This is a genomic window from Pseudomonas sp. EYE_354, from assembly GCF_023148575.1.
Taxonomy (GTDB): Bacteria; Pseudomonadota; Gammaproteobacteria; order Pseudomonadales; family Pseudomonadaceae; genus Aquipseudomonas.
Genome location: NZ_JAHXNQ010000016.1, coordinates 58,814 through 75,179, shown reverse-complemented (window position 1 = coordinate 75,179; position 16,366 = coordinate 58,814). Strand labels below are relative to the sequence as shown.

The 16,366-nt window shown below is 63.2% G+C and carries 14 protein-coding genes; 8 read left to right on the top strand and 6 right to left on the bottom strand.

Annotated elements, in window-relative coordinates; all coding sequences use genetic code 11:
- The first annotated feature begins 269 nt into the window (after positions 1-269).
- From KZX66_RS21000 to KZX66_RS20965, 8 genes are all read left to right on the top strand, one after another.
- Positions 270-1,046, top strand: coding sequence for a hypothetical protein (locus tag KZX66_RS21000; protein WP_248083027.1), 777 nt, complete (start codon positions 270-272; stop codon positions 1,044-1,046).
- A 186-nt stretch (positions 1,047-1,232) separates the two neighbouring features.
- Positions 1,233-2,474, top strand: a complete 1,242-nt coding sequence (locus tag KZX66_RS20995) for an SfnB family sulfur acquisition oxidoreductase (protein WP_248083025.1) — start codon at positions 1,233-1,235, stop codon at positions 2,472-2,474.
- A gap of 24 nt (positions 2,475-2,498) precedes the next feature.
- Positions 2,499-3,692, top strand: coding sequence for an SfnB family sulfur acquisition oxidoreductase (locus KZX66_RS20990; RefSeq protein ID WP_248083023.1), 1,194 nt, complete (start codon positions 2,499-2,501; stop codon positions 3,690-3,692).
- Positions 3,692-5,044: an LLM class flavin-dependent oxidoreductase gene (locus KZX66_RS20985; protein WP_248083021.1), complete on the top strand. Its 1,353-nt coding sequence runs from the start codon at positions 3,692-3,694 to the stop codon at positions 5,042-5,044. Before KZX66_RS20990 ends, KZX66_RS20985 begins: the two co-directional genes overlap by 1 nt.
- Before the next feature lie 78 nt (positions 5,045-5,122).
- Positions 5,123-5,938, top strand: a complete 816-nt coding sequence (locus KZX66_RS20980) for a MetQ/NlpA family ABC transporter substrate-binding protein (protein ID WP_248083019.1) — start codon at positions 5,123-5,125, stop codon at positions 5,936-5,938.
- Positions 5,935-7,050 carry an ATP-binding cassette domain-containing protein gene (locus tag KZX66_RS20975; protein WP_248083017.1) on the top strand — a complete coding sequence of 372 codons (1,116 nt, stop codon included), beginning with the start codon at positions 5,935-5,937 and terminating at the stop codon, positions 7,048-7,050. Before KZX66_RS20980 ends, KZX66_RS20975 begins: the two co-directional genes overlap by 4 nt.
- Positions 7,040-7,684 (top strand): methionine ABC transporter permease, encoded by a 645-nt coding sequence (locus KZX66_RS20970; RefSeq protein WP_248083015.1) that lies wholly within the window; start codon positions 7,040-7,042, stop codon positions 7,682-7,684. Before KZX66_RS20975 ends, KZX66_RS20970 begins: the two co-directional genes overlap by 11 nt.
- A 40-nt stretch (positions 7,685-7,724) precedes the next feature.
- Positions 7,725-8,351, top strand: a complete 627-nt coding sequence (locus KZX66_RS20965) for a class I SAM-dependent methyltransferase (protein ID WP_248083013.1) — start codon at positions 7,725-7,727, stop codon at positions 8,349-8,351.
- A 17-nt stretch (positions 8,352-8,368) separates the two neighbouring features.
- Here KZX66_RS20965 and KZX66_RS20960 read toward each other — a convergent pair whose 3' ends face one another.
- From KZX66_RS20960 to KZX66_RS20935, 6 genes are all read right to left on the bottom strand, one after another.
- On the bottom strand, positions 8,369-11,434 hold the full coding sequence (locus KZX66_RS20960) for an efflux RND transporter permease subunit (RefSeq protein ID WP_248083011.1): 3,066 nt from the start codon (positions 11,432-11,434) through the stop codon (positions 8,369-8,371).
- Complete coding sequence (locus KZX66_RS20955; RefSeq protein WP_248083009.1) at positions 11,431-12,501, bottom strand: efflux RND transporter periplasmic adaptor subunit; 1,071 nt, start codon at positions 12,499-12,501, stop codon at positions 11,431-11,433. The genes KZX66_RS20960 and KZX66_RS20955 overlap by 4 nt, the downstream gene beginning before the upstream one ends.
- Positions 12,498-13,580: an efflux RND transporter periplasmic adaptor subunit gene (locus tag KZX66_RS20950; protein ID WP_248083007.1), complete on the bottom strand. Its 1,083-nt coding sequence runs from the start codon at positions 13,578-13,580 to the stop codon at positions 12,498-12,500. Before KZX66_RS20950 ends, KZX66_RS20955 begins: the two co-directional genes overlap by 4 nt.
- A 228-nt stretch (positions 13,581-13,808) precedes the next feature.
- A complete protein-coding gene (locus tag KZX66_RS20945; RefSeq protein WP_248083005.1) occupies positions 13,809-14,591 on the bottom strand; it encodes a MetQ/NlpA family ABC transporter substrate-binding protein in 783 nt (260 codons plus the stop codon).
- Between the two features lie 127 nt (positions 14,592-14,718).
- The gene (locus tag KZX66_RS20940) at positions 14,719-15,642 is read right to left on the bottom strand and encodes a sigma 54-interacting transcriptional regulator (protein ID WP_248083003.1); all 924 of its coding nucleotides are present in this window, start codon (positions 15,640-15,642) and stop codon (positions 14,719-14,721) included.
- A gap of 48 nt (positions 15,643-15,690) precedes the next feature.
- A complete protein-coding gene (locus KZX66_RS20935) occupies positions 15,691-16,272 on the bottom strand; it encodes an alpha/beta hydrolase (RefSeq protein WP_248082994.1) in 582 nt (193 codons plus the stop codon).
- Positions 16,273-16,366: the final 94 nt, after the last annotated feature.

Here is a 16,366-nt window from a genome sequence, read left to right as displayed (position 1 = left end):
AGGTACGCCTGCGGGGCCGCCGCAGGTGGGCAAAACGCCCTGCCGTCCACCCCTGAAAAGCCCCCTCCCCGTCAGACTCTTCTGAATATCTCCATCGCCGCCGTTTAGCCTTTTGCCGCCATTGACGCTGCCTGACCAACCCTCTTATCTAAGGCCCAGAGGATTGGATCCTATCCCGGCTACTCACTGAATCGTTCCTTTCAGCCCCCCTGCGCATCCGCGCCAATGGGCCGGAACGATGGCTGCTGGCTGCATCTAGGAGATGACATATGACGCGCACTGCAACCGGGGCAATGCTCACCGCCCCAACCCTGCCCCAGGCTAATCGACATGGCATCAACGCGCTGGCGGCCGCACAGCTGCTGGTGGACATCGCACCCTACCCCGGCATGGAGGAAGGCGACCTGATCGAGCTGTTCTGGAACAACTGCTTTGCCGCCTCGCGACGGGTGAGCGCAGGCAAAATCGGCACGCCGACCCAGCTGCGGGTTCCCGAAAGTTTTGTACAAGATGGCGTGGCGCGGGTTCACTACCACATCCTGCAGATCGGCCACGGCCCGGCGTGTTCAGCGGTGGCCAGGGTACACATCAAGACGAACGGCCCAGGCGGGCACACCCCGCCGCCGTACACCGATGAAAACCAGTGCCTCGCCCCTGTGAGCCTGCCCGAGACCATTCGCCGGTACGGCATCAACAGTCGCCAAGTGCAGCGCGGCGTTCCACTGGCCATCGAGCCCTACGTGAATATGGCCAGCGGCGATGCCATCACCTTGCGCTGGGGCGACGTGCGCATGGACTTGCCAAAAATCCAGGCCGGCACCGTCGGCCTCGCGGTGCAGGTCTGGGTGCCATCGACGGTGATTGTCGAAGCCGGTGACGACAGCCGCGTAGAGGTGACGTACTGCGTGCTGGATCGCGTCGGCAACAACTCGCGCTGGGCACCGGCGCGCACGCTGCGCATTGCCGCGTGTGCGCCGGCCTACCCCGGCACGGCCGCTCTCATCTACCAGCCCCGCCCCATCGGCTCACCCTGCGAACCGGGATGACTGCTCTTCTATGCATATTCCTAAAAGTTAGTTTATTTAAATATTTAACAAGCTTAGGGTATATGCACCGGACCACCGGACATCTCTGAATTTTTGTTTTTATTTCATTGAATGCGAGGTCGGTATGGTCAGGATTACCCCGGTGCATAACGCCAGGGCATTACGTGCAGCCAAGGAGCGGCGCTGATGTCTAACTTGGCTCTAACACCCCCCCAGAGTGATCTGGATGTCGCCCCCCTGCTGTTGCCGGCCATCGTGCTGCGCAACGATGCAGAGGCACTCGAAGCCGCCCACGCGCTGGCGCAGGCTGCGCGCCTGCAGGCCGCCAGGCGCGATCAGCACCGCACATTGCCGTGGGCGCAGATCGAGCAGTTCACCCGTAGCGGGCTGGGCAGTATTTCCATTCCCCGCGAGTACGGCGGCCCACAGGTTTCGTTCGTAACCCTGGCCGACGTATTCGCGATCATCAGCGCGGCGGACCCGGCCCTCGGGCAGATTCCGCAGAACCACTTCGGCATCCTGCACCTGTTGCAGGGCACCGCTACCGAGCGCCAGAAAAAGCAGCTGTTTCAGAGCGTGCTCGACGGTTGGCGCATCGGTAACGGCGGCCCGGAGCGCGGCACCCAAAACACCCTGGAGCTCAAGGCGCGCCTGACCGCCCAGGGCGACGGCTACGTGGTCAGCGGCCAGAAGTTCTACTCCACCGGCGCGCTGTTTGCCCATTGGGTGGCGATCAAAGCACTCAACGATGACGGCCAGCAGGTCATGGCGTTCGTACGCCGTGGCAGCCCAGGGCTGCGCATCGTGGATGACTGGTCGGGCTTTGGCCAGCGCACCACCGCCAGTGGCACGGTGCTGCTGGACCAAGTGCCGGTGGACGCCGAACAGGTGGTCGACAATTGGCGCATCAGCCAAAGCCCGAACATCCAGGGCGCCGTTTCGCAGTTGATTCAGGCTGCCATCGACGCCGGCATCGCCCGTGGCGCCCTCGATGACACCATCGCCTTTGTGCGTGAACGCTCACGCCCGTGGATCGACGCCAAGGTCGAGCGCGCCAGCGATGACCTGTATGTGATCGCCGACATCGGCAAGCTGCAGATCGAACTGCACGCCGCCGAAGCCCTGCTGCGCAAGGCAGGCCAGGTACTGGACCAGGTGAGCGCCGCACCGATCACCGCGCAATCGGCCGCCCGCGCCTCCATTGCGGTGGCCGAGGCCAAGGTGCTCACCACCGAGGTGTCGCTGCAGGTCAGCGAAAAACTCTTCGAACTGGCCGGCAGCCGGGCCACGCTCGCGCAGTTCAACCTCGACCGTCACTGGCGCAACGCGCGGGTGCACACCCTGCACGATCCCGTGCGCTGGAAGTATCACGCCATCGGCGCCTATCGCTTGAACGGCACGTTGCCGGCTCGCCATTCCTGGATTTAACCGACCAGACCCTGGAGAACACCCATGCCTTTCTCTGCAAGCGTCGCGGTTATCACCAGCGATGAACACGCCCTTATTGTCGCCAGCGACCTGGCCGAAGACTTTCGTCGCGACAGCGCTCAGCGCGACCGCGAGCGCCGCCTGCCCTGGCCCGAACTGGATGCGTTTTCCCGTTCGGGCCTATGGGGCATCAGCGTGCCGCAAGCCTACGGGGGTGCCGGCGTGTCCAACGTCACCCTGGCCAAGGTCATCGCGCTGATCGCTGAGGCCGACGCGTCCCTGGGCCAGATCCCGCAAAACCATTTCTATGCCCTGGAAGTCCTGCGCGTGAACGGCAGCCCGGTGCAGCAACAACGCCTGTACGCCGAAGTGCTCGCCGGCCGGCGCTTCGGCAACGCCCTGGCCGAACTGGGCACCAAGACCGCACACGATCGCGTCACCCGTATCACCCGCGACGGCGATGGGTTTCGCATCAGCGGCCGCAAGTTCTACGCCACCGGCGCACTCTATGCCCAACGCATCCCCACCTCGGTGGTGGACGAACACGGCATCCAGCAACTGGCCTTCGTACCGCGCGACAGTGAAGGCCTGACGGTCATCGACGACTGGAGCGGCTTCGGCCAGCGCACCACCGGCAGTGGCTCGGTGGTGTTCGACAACGTGTGGGTCGCCGCCCATGACGTAGTCCCTTTCCAGAGCGCCTTTGCACGCCCGACTACCGTCGGCCCGCTGGCACAGATCCTTCACGCCGCCATCGACACCGGCATCGCGCGCGCGGCCTTTGAAGATGCGCTGCACTTTGTGCGCACCAAGACCCGCCCGTGGATTGATTCCGGTAACGACAAGGCCACCGAAGACCCGCTGACCCTGAAGAGCTTCGGTCACTTGAGCATCCGCCTGCACGCCGCCGAGGCGCTGCTGGAGCGCTCCGGTGAATACCTCGACCGCGCCCAGGCCGACCCCACCGCCGATACCGTCGCCGCCGCGTCCATTGCCGTCGCCGAAGTCCGCGCCCTGAGCACCGAAATATCCCTGGCCGCCGGCAGCACCCTGTTCGAACTCGCCGGCAGCCAGGCGACCCTGGCCGAACACGGCCTGGACCGTCACTGGCGCAACGCGCGCGTGCACACCCTGCACGACCCGGTGCGCTGGAAGTACCACGCCGTCGGCAATTACTACCTCAACGACGAAAACCCGCCGCTGCGGGGGACCCTCTGATGGCGAAGAAAAAAATCCTGCTCAATGCGTTCAACATGAACTGCATCGGGCATATCAACCACGGCCTGTGGACCCATCCACGGGACACGTCCACGCAGTACAAAACCCTCGAGTACTGGACCGACCTGGCTCAAACCCTGGAACGCGGGTTGTTCGACGGGTTATTCATCGCCGATATCGTCGGTGTGTATGACGTGTACCAAAACAGCATCGATGTGCCGCTCAAAGAGTCGATCCAACTGCCGGTCAACGACCCGCTGCTGCTGGTCTCGGCCATGGCTGCCGTCACCCGAAACCTTGGCTTTGGCCTCACCGCCAACCTCACGTATGAGCCGCCGTACCTGTTCGCCCGGCGCATGTCCACGCTCGATCACCTGAGCCGTGGTCGGGTGGGCTGGAACATCGTCACCGGTTACCTCGACAGCGCGGCCAAGGCCATGGGTCTGACCGAGCAGGTCGAGCACGACCGGCGCTACGACCAGGCCGATGAATACCTGCAGGTGCTGTACAAACTCTGGGAAGGCAGCTGGGAAGACGACGCCGTTATCAACGATCCTGCGCAACGGGTCTATGCGCAGCCGGGCAAAGTGCACAAGGTCGAGCACCACGGCGAGTTCTATCAGGTGCAGGGTTATCACCTGTGCGAACCGTCGCCGCAGCGCACGCCGGTGCTGTTCCAGGCCGGCAGCTCGGACCGGGGCTTGCTGTTCGCCGGGCAGCACGCCGAGTGTGTGTTTATCAGCGGGCAGAACAAGGCGTCGACCAAGGTTCAGGTGGACAAGGTGCGGGCCAGCGCGGTGGCGGCCGGGCGCAACCCGGACGACATCAAGGTGTTCATGGGGCTGAACGTGATCGTCGGCGCTACCGAGGAACTGGCCTGGGCCAAGCATGCGGAGTATCTGAGCTACGCCAGTGCCGAGGCCGGCGTGGCGCACTTTTCGGCGTCCACGGCGATAGATTTTTCCCAGTACGCGCTGGATGAACCGATCCAGTACGTGAAGAGCAACGCGATCCAGTCGGCCACCCGGCACCTGCAAAACAATGACTGGACCCGGCGCAAGTTGCTGGAGCAGCACGCCTTGGGCGGCCGCTACATCACCCTGGTCGGCTCGCCCGAGCAGGTGGCGGATGAATTGGAATCCTGGATCAGCGAAACCGGCCTGGACGGCTTCAACCTCACGCGCATCGTGACCCCGGAAAGCTACGTGGATTTTATCGACCTGGTGGTGCCGGAGTTGCAACGCCGTGGGTCGTACAAGACCGCCTATGAGCCAGGCACCTTGCGTGAAAAAGTCTTCCACGCCGGCCCCCGCCTGCCCGAACAACACACCGGATCCACCTACCGACACTGAACAAAACCTGCGGGAGGGGCAAGCCCCCACCTGGGATCTGCATTGTTTGTCCGAATACCTTATGACTGGAAACCCACTATGAAAAAGACATTCCTCAATAACCCAGTCAAGGCACTGGCCCTGGCCCTCGGCGTATTCAGCTCAGCGGTGTTCGCCGCCGATGCGCCGCTCAAAGTCGGCACCACCGCCGCCTTCGCGATCCCCCTGGAAGCCGCCGTAGCCGAGGCCGGCAAGCAGGGCCTGAAGGTCGAGCTGGTGGAATTCACCGACTGGATCGCGCCCAACGTCAGCCTGGCGGCCGGCGACATCGACGTGAACTACTTCCAGCACATCCCGTTCCTGGAAAACGCCAAAGCCGCCGCCGGGTTTGACCTGGTGCCGTACGCGCCAGGCATTATCAACAATGTCGGGCTGTATTCGAAGCGCTACAAAAGCTTCAAAGACCTGCCTGAAGGCGCCAGCGTGGCCATCGCCAACGACCCGATCAACAGCGGGCGCGGCCTGCAACTGCTGGCCAAGGCCGGGCTGATCAGCCTCAAACCAGGCGTGGGCTACAAGGCCACCGAAGAAGACATCGTCGCCAACCCGAAGCAGCTCAAGATCCTGCAAGTGGAAGCCGTGCAACTGGTGCGCGCCTATGACGATGCCGACCTGGTGCAGGGCTACCCGGCGTATATCCGCCTGTCCAAGACCTTCGATGCCGAGTCGGCGCTGCTGTTCGACGGCCTCGACCACCCGGAGTACGTGATCCAATTCGTGATCCAGCCCAAAAGCAAAACCGATCCACGGGTGATCCAGTTCGTCGACATCTACCAGCACTCGCCGGTGGTGCGCGCCGCGCTGGATAAATCCCTGGGCAAACTCTACCAAGTCGGCTGGGAAGCAAAAAAATGAGTGCCGCCAACGCCCGACTGCGCGACCTGGGCACCGCGCCCAGAGACGCCGAGCACACAGAACTGCACCCGCAGTTGAACCGCGCCCACGTGCGTTTTATCAACCTGGGCAAGACCTACGACGGCCGCGTGCAAGCATTGCAAGGCATCGACCTGGCGATCCAACGCGGCGAGGTGTTCGGCATCATCGGCCGTAGCGGCGCCGGCAAATCGTCGCTGATCCGCACCATCAACCGCCTGGAGCAACCCAGCAGCGGGCGCGTATTGATCGATCAGGTGGACATCGGCGACTTCGACGAAGACCGCCTGGTGGCGCTGCGCCGGCGCATCGGCATGATCTTCCAGCACTTCAACCTGATGTCGGCCAAGACGGTGTGGCAGAACGTCGAGTTGCCGCTGAAAGTCGCCGGCGTGCCCAAGCTGCAGCGTGAGCAAAAGGTGCGCGAGCTGCTGGAGCTGGTGGGTTTGCAGGACAAGCACACGGCCTACCCGGCGCAGCTGTCCGGCGGGCAGAAACAACGAGTGGGCATCGCCCGTTCGCTGGTGCACGACCCCGAGATTCTGCTGTGCGACGAGGCCACCTCGGCGCTGGACCCGGAAACCACCCAATCGATCCTCGGCCTGCTGCGCGAGATCAACCGGCGCCTGGGCCTGACCATCGTGCTGATCACCCATGAAATGGCGGTGATTCGCGACATCTGCGACCGCGTGGTGGTGCTGGAATACGGGCGCATCGTCGAGCAGGGCCCGGTGTGGGAAGTGTTCGGCAACCCGCGCCATGAGGTCAGCAAAACCCTGCTGGCGCCGTTGCAACACGGGCTGCCGGAAGAGCTGCAACGCCGTTTGCACGCCACCGCGCCAACGCCCGAAGCCGCCGTAGTGCTGCGCTTGCAGCTCACCGGCAGCTCCAGCGATGAGCCCGACCTGGCCGCGTTGTTCAGCGCCCTCGGTGGGCGCGTGCGTTTGCTGCAAGGCGGCGTGGAGCGCATCCAGGGGCATGCCCTGGGGCAATTGCTGCTGGCGGTGAGTGGTTCGAGCCACGGCGCCGACGAGTTGCGCAACCGTGCCGCGAACTGGGCACACCAGGTGGAGGTGCTGGGTTATGTGGTTTGATCGTTTAGTACAGGGCGCCATCGACACCTTGTTGATGGTCGGCGTGTCGTCGTTGATCGCGTTGCTGGTGGGGATTCCCCTGGCGGTGTTTCTGGTGACCAGCGACAAGGGCGGCATCTACCAGGCCCCGGCGTTGAACCGCGTGCTGGGAGCTTTCGTCAATCTGTTCCGCTCGATTCCGTTTTTGATTCTGATGGTGGCACTGATCCCGTTCACCCGGCTGATCGTCGGCACCACCTACGGCGTGTGGGCGGCGGTGGTGCCGCTGACCATCGCCGCCACGCCGTTCTTTGCCCGCATCGCCGAGGTGAGCCTGCGCGAGGTCGATCACGGCCTGATCGAAGCGGCGCAGGCCATGGGCTGCCGGCGCCGGCACATCATTTGGCATGTGCTGCTGCCCGAAGCCCTGCCGGGGATTGTCGGCGGATTTACCATCACCCTGGTGACCATGATCAACTCGTCGGCCATGGCCGGCGCGATTGGCGCCGGTGGCCTGGGCGACATTGCCTACCGCTATGGCTATCAGCGCTTTGATACGCAGATCATGCTCACGGTGATCGTGTTGCTGGTGGTGCTGGTGGCGGTGATCCAACTGGGCGGTGATCGCCTGGCGCGGGTGCTGAACAAGCGGTGAGGTATAGTCGGGCCCTCTCAGCGCCCGGTATTTACCCGTCATGACCCTCAAGCCCGATGACCTCGACCAGATCACGTCCACCACCCTCGGCCACTACAACACGGTGGCCGAGGACTTCCGTGAAGGCACCCGCGACCACGATGTAACCCAGAACATCGACGCGTTATTGCGGCATATCCAGGGCACCCCTCCGTTTACCGTGCTGGATTTCGGCTGCGGACCGGGGCGGGATTTGCAAACCTTCACGCGCATGGGCCACATCGCCGTGGGGCTCGACGGCTCCGAGCGGTTTGCGCAGATGGCACGCGAAGACAGCGGTTGCGAAGTATTGCAGCAGGACTTCCTCAAACTGGATTTACCGGCGGCGCGCTTTGACGGGATCTTCGCCAATGCAGTGCTGTTTCATATTCCCAGGCAGGAACTGCCACGGGTACTCAAGCAGTTGCACGGGGCTCTGAAAGCGGGCGGCGTGCTGTTCAGCTCCAACCCGCGTGGCGAGAACCAGGAAGGTTGGAACGGGCCGCGTTATGGCGCCTATCACGACCTGGCAGCATGGCAAGCGTTACTGACCGCCGCCGGATTTGTCGAGCTGGAACACTACTACCGGCCCGCCGGACTGCCGCGTGAGCAGCAGCCATGGCTGGCGAGCGTCTGGCGCAAATCCTAGAAACAGCTACCACCGCTTTAACCGCGTTTTTCCTGCGGGTCCTGCTTCGGTTCGCGGATCCTGTACCAGGCCACATACAGCGCCGGCAGGAACAGCAGGGTCAGCAAGGTCGCGATGATGATCCCGCCGATCATCGCGTAGGCCATCGGCCCCCAGAACACTTCTCGCGCAATCGGGATCATGCCCAGGCTCGCCGCCGCTGCGGTGAGCAGGATCGGACGACGCCGGTGCTCGGTGGCTTCCACCACCGCATCCCACGGCGTGTAGCCGGCCACTTCATACTCGTGAATCTGCGTCACCAGAATCACCGAGTTGCGGATGATGATGCCGATCAGCGCCAGAATCCCCAGGATCGCCACAAAGCCCATGGGCGTGCCGGTGGGGATCAACGCCAGCACCACGCCAATCAGCCCCAGCGGCGCGACACTCGCCACCAGAAACATCTTCTGCACGCTGTGCAACTGGATCATCAGGAAGGTTGCCATCAGGAACAGCATCAACGGCACCACGCTGGCAATCGGACCCTGGGCCTTGCCGCTTTCTTCCACGGTGCCGCCAGTGTCGACCCGGTAGCCCACCGGCAGGCCCGCGCTGAATTGGTCGATCTCGGGTTTGAGCTGCTTGACCAGGTCGGTCGGCTGCATCTCATCCCGCACCGAAGCCTTGATGGTAATGGTCGGCTTGCGGTCACGGCGCCACACCAGCGGCTGCTCCAGTTCGTAACGCACGGTGGCGAAGGCCAACAACGGAATCGAGGTGCCGTTGGGCGTAACGATCTGCAGGTTCTGCAAGGTCTCCGGCGTGCCGCGTTCGGCGTCTTCGGCGCGGCCGACCACGTTGATCAGGTAGATATCGTCATGCACCTGGGTCACCGAGGCACCGCTGACCACACTGTTCATCAACTGCGCCACGTCTTCGGACGACAACCCCAATTGCCGCGCCTTGTCCTGGGCGATGTCGATGCGCAGGACTTTGCCCGGCTCGTTCCAGTCGTAAATGATCTCGCCCAAATGGGTGTTTTTGTCCAGCAGCGTCGCCAGTTCGATCGCGTGCTTGCGCACCTGATCGGTGTCTTTACCGGACACGCGATACTGAATCGGCCGCCCCACCGGCGGCCCCATTTCCAGCGGCTGCACAAAGCTGCCGATGCCCACGAAGTCATCGCGCAGGCGTTTTTGCAGGCGCGCAATCAACGCGCCGCGCTCTTCCAGGCCTTTACTGACGATGACCAACTGCGCGTAGTAGGGGTTTTCCAACTGCTGGTCGAGGGGCAGGTAGAAACGGATCGCGCCCTGGCCGATATAGGTGCTCCAGCGCGCGATGTCCGGGTCGTCCTTGATGATCGCTTCGAGGCGGTCGACGGCCTTGCGCGTCTCGTTGATCGAGGCGTTTTGCGGCAGGTTGAGGTCGACAAGCACTTCCGGGCGGTCCGACGACGGGAAAAACTGGTTCTGTACGAACTGCATCGAGAACACCGACGCGACAAACAGCGCCACCGTGATGCCGATCGCCCACCAGCGGTTGCGCATGGCCCACAGCATGCCGCCATTGAAAGCGCGGCCGACGCGCCCCGGTTCGGCGTCGTGGGGTTTGACCTTGGCGCTGAGGATATGCACGCCCAGCACCGGCGCAAACAGCACCGCCACCACCCAAGACACCAGCATTGCCACGGCAATCACCGCGAACAGGGTGAAGGTGTATTCACCCGCCGAACTGGCGTTGAGGCCGATCGGCACAAAGCCGGCCACGGTCACCAGTGTGCCGGTGAGCATCGGGAACGCGGTCGAGGTGTAGGCGTAGGTCGCCGCCTGTTCTTTGGTCTCGCCCTTTTCCAGGCGCGTGATCATCATTTCCACGGTGATCATCGCATCGTCCACCAACAGGCCGAGGGCAATGATCAATGCACCGAGCGACACGCGCTGCATGGTGATGCCGCTGTACTCCATGAACACGAACACCAAGGCCAGCACCAGTGGAATCGAACACGCCACCACCAGCCCGGCACGCATACCGAGGCTGATAAAACTCACCACCAGCACGATGATCACCGCTTCGAACAACGCGCTGGTAAAGCCGCCGACGGCCTCTTCCACCACTTCGGCCTGATCGGACACCTTGTGCACGCCAACGCCCACCGGCAGATCGGCGGTCAGTTCGTCCATGCGCGTGTGCAGCGCCTTACCGAACGACTGGATGTTACCGCCCTTCTGCATGGCAATCGCCAAACCGATGGCCGGCTTGCCGTTGTACCGAAACATCGGCCGCGCCGGGTCGACGTAGCCACGGCTGATGTCGGCGATGTCCGCCAGGCGATAGAAGCGGTCATTGAGGCGCAGGTTGACGTTGGCCAGGTCCTTCTCCGAGGCGAACTGCCCCGAGGTGCGCACGGAAATCCGCTCCGGCCCGGCTTCGATCACCCCGGCGGGGGTCACCGCGTTCTGTGATTGCAGGCTCTGCACCACTTGACGCTGGTCGATGCCCAGGGCCGCCAGTTTGCGCGTGGAGAAGTTCAGGTAAATCACCTCGTCCTGCTGGCCGATCATCTCGACCTTGCCCAACCCCGGCACCGCGCGGATCTCGGCGCGCACCTGTTCCACGTAGTCACGCAGTTGACGCATCGACAGACCATCGCCGGTAAACGCATACACCGAGCCGAACACGTCCCCGAACTCGTCGTTAAACGACGGCCCCTGCAGGCCCTGGGGGAAGGAGCCGCGAATGTCGTCGATCTTTTTGCGGACCTGGTACCAAGTCTCTGGAATGGCCTTGGCGCTGGTGGTGTCCTTGAGGAACACGAACACCGTTGACTCACCCGGCCGGGTGTAGCTTTTGACGTAGTCGAGGGCGTCGAGCTCTTCGAGTTTTTTCTCGATGCGGTCGGTGACTTGCTTAAGGGTTTCTTCCTGGGTCGCGCCCGGCCAGCGGGTCTGGATCACCATGGTTTTGATGGTGAACGAGGGGTCTTCCTCGCGCCCCAGGTTCATGTAGGAGAACACGCCCATCAGCAGGGCGACGAACATCAGGTACCACACGAAGGACTGATGCTTGAGGGCCCAGTCGGATAAGTTGAAGCGTCCTTTCATCGCGGGCTGTCCTCGTCGATTTTGACTTTTTGCCCGGGTGTCAGGCTGTTCACGCCAGCGGTCACCACCCGTTCGCCGGGCTTGACGCCGTTATCGAGCAACGCGCTGTCGGCGTCGCGGCTGACCACGCTCACTTCACGCGGTTGCACGGTCTGGGTGTGGGTGTCGAGCAGCCACAGGCGGGTTTTGCCGTCGACCTCCTGCAACGCACTGAGGGGCACTTCCAGGCGCGGCGCGATGGCGGAACTCAAGGTCACGCTGATCGCGCTGCCCAGGCGGAACGCGGCGGGCGTGTCGCTGAGGGTCAGGCGGGCGCGGCGGGTACGGGTGGCGCTTTGGGCCTGGGGTTCGATCTCGCGCACCACGGCGGTGGTGTTGACGCCGGGATCCAGTTGCCCGGCCACCAGGAACACCACGTCGGGCGGCAGGCGCTCGGCGAGGCCGGCGGGCAGGTCGATCACCGCTTCCTTGATGTCCGGGCGGGCCAGGGTCACCACTTGCTGACCGGCGCTGACCACCTGGCCGGCCTCGGCATTCCAGGCGGTGACAATGCCGGCATGGTCGGTGCGCAGTTCGGCGTAGTTGAGCTGGTCCCTGGCCTGGTTAACCGAGGCACGGGCCTGGTCGAGGGAAGCCTGGGTGGTTTTCAGGTCGGTCTGGGCGATATCCAATTGGGCCTGAGCGCCGACGCCCCGGTTGAACAGTTCCTGCTGACGGCGGGCGTTGGCCTGGGCGTTGATAAATTGCGCCTGGACCCTGGCCAGATCGCCCTGGGCAGCGCGCAATTGGTTCTGCTGGTCGGTGGGGTCGAGCACGGCGAGCAAGGCGCCCTTCTCCACTTCGGCGCCCACATCCACAGCGCGACGGGCGATGCGCCCTGGCACGCGAAAGCCCAGGTTGCTTTCGTAGCGCGCCTGGATGGTGCCGGCGAAGCGGCCGAGGGTTTCCTGGTCTTCGGCTTTCACTTCAATGGACAACACCGGCCTCACGGGCTCGGGCGCCGGTTCTTGCTTGGAGCACGCCATCAATAACAGGCTGGCGGCGAGCACAACCGTCAGACGCTTCATGGCTGGGCTCCTTGGCTGGCGATCTCGACGATCATGCCGGGGTGCAGCAACTGCCCACCGGCCACCACCACTTTTTCGCCACCTTTCAGGCCGTCACTGATGATGACCTTGCCGGTGAGGTAGCGCGCCACGCTGACCTTGTGCAACTGCGCCTTGCCGTCGCCGTCCACCAGCCATACGGCGGGTTCGCTGAGGTCTTTGGTGAGTGCCGACCAGGGCAACTCGATGCTGGCCTTGGCCGGGCCATTGGCGGTGGCGCTGACCACCGAGCCCAAATCCATGCCTTTGGGCAGCGATTGCAGGGCGATCTTCACTTGCACGGTACCGGTGTTGGCGGCCACGGCGGGCGTGACTTCGCGGACTTTGCCCACGGCCTTGATGCTCGGGTTGTCGAGCAGGCTGACCGTAATCGGCGCGTCGGGGGGCGGCTCCACCAACAGGGATTCGTAGACGTTGAACACCGCGTCACGCTCGCCATCACTGGCCAGGCTGAAAATCGGCACGGTGGCCTGCACCACTTGGCCGACCTCGGCCTGGCGCGCCGTGATCACGCCGGGCGCATCGGCGATCAAGGCGGTGTAGCCCAATTGTTCGCGGGCGTTGGCCAACTGAGCCTGGGCCGCGGCCAGGGCGCTCTGGCTGCTGCGCAACGCGGCCTGGGCGGCATCGTATTCACTGCGGCTGGTGTAGCCCTTGGGCAGCAGTTTCTCCTGACGCACAAAAGCCGCCGCCGTCTGCTTGACCCGCGCCTGCTCGGCCACCACCTGGGCCTGGGCGGAGTCGACGTTTGTTTGTAAATCCTTGGGATCGAGCTTGGCCAGCACTTGCCTGGCGCTCACGCGGTCGCCCACGTCCACCATGCGCTGGATGATCTTGCCACCGACACGAAACGACAAATCGGTTTGCACGCGGGCCTGGATATCCCCCGTCAGCGTCACCGCCGCCGCGAACTGCGCCGGCTGCACGGTTTGCACAAACACCCGCGAATGGGCCTTGGGCTCGGCTTTTTCCTGGCCACAACCGCTCAACAGCGCCAGTAGGCCAAGTCCGAAAATACAGGTGGAAATACGACCGCCCATGCAGGCTCCTTTTGCGTGATGCCGACTTGCCAGTGTGTATGCGACTGTGAGCTTAGTTCAGGGTTCCTTATCTGGATGGAGGCTCCCATACGCCGATGGTTCCCAAGCGACTGAAGGGCGGGTGTGTCATGCAGCCCGCTCGACTGCACCGTTGCTGCAGGGCGCAAAAAAACGCCGACGCTGTGCAAGCCGTCGGCGTTGAAACCTTGAAGGGGCTTTACCGCTCGATCAGAACGCCGGCACGACCGCGCCGTTGTACTTCTTCTCGATGAACGCTTTGACTTCGGGGCTGGTCAGCGCCTTGGCCAGTTTCTGGATAGCGTCGCTGTCCTTGTTGTCCGGGCGCGCCACCAGGAAGTTCACGTACGGCGACTTGGCGTCTTCGATGATCAGCGCGTCTTTGGCCGGGTTCAGGCCGGCTTCCAGCGCATAGTTGGTGTTGATCAAGTCCAGGTCAACCTGGTCCAGAACACGCGGCAGCAAGGCCGATTCCAGCTCTTTGAATTTCAGGTTCTTCGGGTTGCTGGCAATGTCTTTTGGCGTGGCCAGGGCATTGGTCGGGTCTTTCAGGGTGATGACACCGGCCTTTTGCAGGAGCAACAGGGCGCGGCCACTGTTGGAGCCTTCGTTGGGGATGGCCACGGTGGCGCCGTCCTTGAGCTCAGAAATATTTTTGATCTTTTTCGAGTAACCACCGAAAGGTTCAACGTGCACGCCGACCACGGTCACCAGGTTGGTGCCCTTGCCCTTGTTGAAGTTTTCCAGGTACGGCAGCGTCTGGAAGTAGTTGGCGTCCAGGCGCTTTTCGGCGACTTGCACGTTGGGCTGCACGTAGTCAGTGAAGACCTTGATCTGCAGGTCCACGCCTTCTTTGGCCAGGGTCGGCTTGATCAGCTCAAGGATCTCGGCGTGCGGGATCGGGGTGGCGGCGACCACCAGTTTCTCGTTGGCCTGAGCGAAGCCGGCAGTCAGAGCAGCCGCCAGTGCGGTAAACAACAGAACCTTTTTCATGCAGTGTCCTTATCGGAAGTCCGGGTCGTCTGTGACGGCCGCGTGTTAAGTAATGTGCCAGCGAAGTGCTATCGCGGCGTGGAACGGACAATACCTAGATTTTTTATTCCGGAACAATATCTTTTATTCACGTTGATATTCCATTTTGCTCATACAGGAAGCTACGCAGGGTTTCCCGCTGCGCGGAACTGGCATTGGCGAAGATGCGCCGTACCTGCTCCAACGGCGAACCGACCACCGGCAGGTTCAAATGCTCGGGCAAAATCTCGTCGCCGCTGCTCACCAGCAAGGCAAAGTGAATAACGTTTTCCAGCTCACGGGTATTGCCCGGCCAACTGTGGTGTTCCAGCACTTGCTGCGCCGCCTCGCTGATCAACGGCACCGGCAGGCCGAGGCGCTGACTGTAAATGCCGAGGAAGTACTCGGCCAGCGATAGGATGTCGCCGACCCGCTCACGCAGCGCCGGCAAGTCCAAGCGGCCTTCGCTCAGATAATGGAACAGCCGCTCATGAAACTTGCCCGCCGCCACGGCCTGGGCCAGGTCAATGCTGGTGGCCGCGACGAGGCGCACGTCCACCGGGCTGGGCTGGTGCGCGCCGACGCGGGTGACTTCGTGGTTCTCCAGGGCCGCGAGTAATTTCACTTGGATGGGCAGCGGCAAGTCGCCGATTTCATCCAGGTACAAGGTGCCGCCATTGGCCGAACCGAACCAGCCGGCGCGGCTGCTGGCGGCACCGCTGTGGGCGCCGGCGGCATAGCCGAACAACTCGGCATCGGCGTAGGTGGGGCTGATCGCGCCGCAGTTGACCGACACAAACAACCCCGCCCGATCGCTGCCACGGTGGATATGCCGCGCCAGCAACTCTTTACCGCTGCCGGTCTCGCCGCGAATCAACACGGGCAGTGCACGGGGCGCCAGGTTTTCCAGGTCTTGCCGTAGCTGGCGCGAGCGAGGGTCGACGAACACCAGCGCCTTGGCGCGGATGCTCAGCGGGCTTTTTTCGGCATCGGGGAAGGTCAGCAAGGGCTGGCCGAAGGTGTCATGACTCATGGCAGGCTCCCGCCCCAATCCACGCAGGGACGGGGCGTTGAAAGAAAGTTATGCGCTACGCCGGGCGTGATGCTCGAGGCGGTTTTGCAGGCGATAGAGGTACGCGAACCCCTGCTCCCAGCGCTGGTGGCCGGACTTCACATTGATATGTCCGGCGCCGGAGATAATCCCGGCTTCGGCACCCCAGTAACGCGCCAGCTCCAGCGCACGCGGGGCACTGATGGCACTGTCGTTGTCGGAGCTGACCACCTGGCTGGGAAACGGCAGCAGGTGGGTGGGAATCGGCGCGAAATTGCGCAAGGCAGGCGCGCACGCCGGACGTTCGACATCGGCCGGCGCCACCAGCAAGGCGCCGCGCACCTGGCGCAGGCAGTGCACCGGTGCAGTGGCGGCCCAGTGGGCCACGGTGATGCAGCCCAGGCTATGGGCGATCAGGATCACCGGCGTGCTGTCGGCGGCGATGGCCTCGGCCAGGGCAGCCACCCAGTCTTCGCGGCGCGGTGTCAGCCAATCGGCCTGCTCCACGCGCGCACTGTTGGGCAGGCTGTGCTGCCAATGGGTTTGCCAATGATTTTCTGGCGATCCTTGCCAGCCCGGCACGATCAGGTAACGAATCGACTCGCTGTGCATGGGGGTGCCCTCCTGCAGCGTTTAACGTTGCTGAGCAGTATAGGGACACGACTTATGCTCGTTAAGGAATAAGAAGCTATTTATTAATAACCAA

Excerpts from the sequence above, each read along its gene's own strand:
- KZX66_RS21000 (WP_248083027.1), top strand. The coding sequence starts at position 270 with ATGACGCGCACTGCAACCGGGGCAATGCTCACCGCCCCAACCCTGCCC.
- KZX66_RS20995 (WP_248083025.1), top strand. The coding sequence starts at position 1,233 with ATGTCTAACTTGGCTCTAACACCCCCCCAGAGTGATCTGGATGTCGCC.
- KZX66_RS20990 (WP_248083023.1), top strand. The coding sequence starts at position 2,499 with ATGCCTTTCTCTGCAAGCGTCGCGGTTATCACCAGCGATGAACACGCC.
- KZX66_RS20985 (WP_248083021.1), top strand. The coding sequence starts at position 3,692 with ATGGCGAAGAAAAAAATCCTGCTCAATGCGTTCAACATGAACTGCATC.
- KZX66_RS20980 (WP_248083019.1), top strand. The coding sequence starts at position 5,123 with ATGAAAAAGACATTCCTCAATAACCCAGTCAAGGCACTGGCCCTGGCC.
- KZX66_RS20975 (WP_248083017.1), top strand. The coding sequence starts at position 5,935 with ATGAGTGCCGCCAACGCCCGACTGCGCGACCTGGGCACCGCGCCCAGA.
- KZX66_RS20970 (WP_248083015.1), top strand. The coding sequence starts at position 7,040 with ATGTGGTTTGATCGTTTAGTACAGGGCGCCATCGACACCTTGTTGATG.
- KZX66_RS20965 (WP_248083013.1), top strand. The coding sequence starts at position 7,725 with ATGACCCTCAAGCCCGATGACCTCGACCAGATCACGTCCACCACCCTC.
- KZX66_RS20960 (WP_248083011.1), bottom strand. The coding sequence starts at position 11,434 with ATGAAAGGACGCTTCAACTTATCCGACTGGGCCCTCAAGCATCAGTCC.
- KZX66_RS20955 (WP_248083009.1), bottom strand. The coding sequence starts at position 12,501 with ATGAAGCGTCTGACGGTTGTGCTCGCCGCCAGCCTGTTATTGATGGCG.
- KZX66_RS20950 (WP_248083007.1), bottom strand. The coding sequence starts at position 13,580 with ATGGGCGGTCGTATTTCCACCTGTATTTTCGGACTTGGCCTACTGGCG.
- KZX66_RS20945 (WP_248083005.1), bottom strand. The coding sequence starts at position 14,591 with ATGAAAAAGGTTCTGTTGTTTACCGCACTGGCGGCTGCTCTGACTGCC.
- KZX66_RS20940 (WP_248083003.1), bottom strand. The coding sequence starts at position 15,642 with ATGAGTCATGACACCTTCGGCCAGCCCTTGCTGACCTTCCCCGATGCC.
- KZX66_RS20935 (WP_248082994.1), bottom strand. The coding sequence starts at position 16,272 with ATGCACAGCGAGTCGATTCGTTACCTGATCGTGCCGGGCTGGCAAGGA.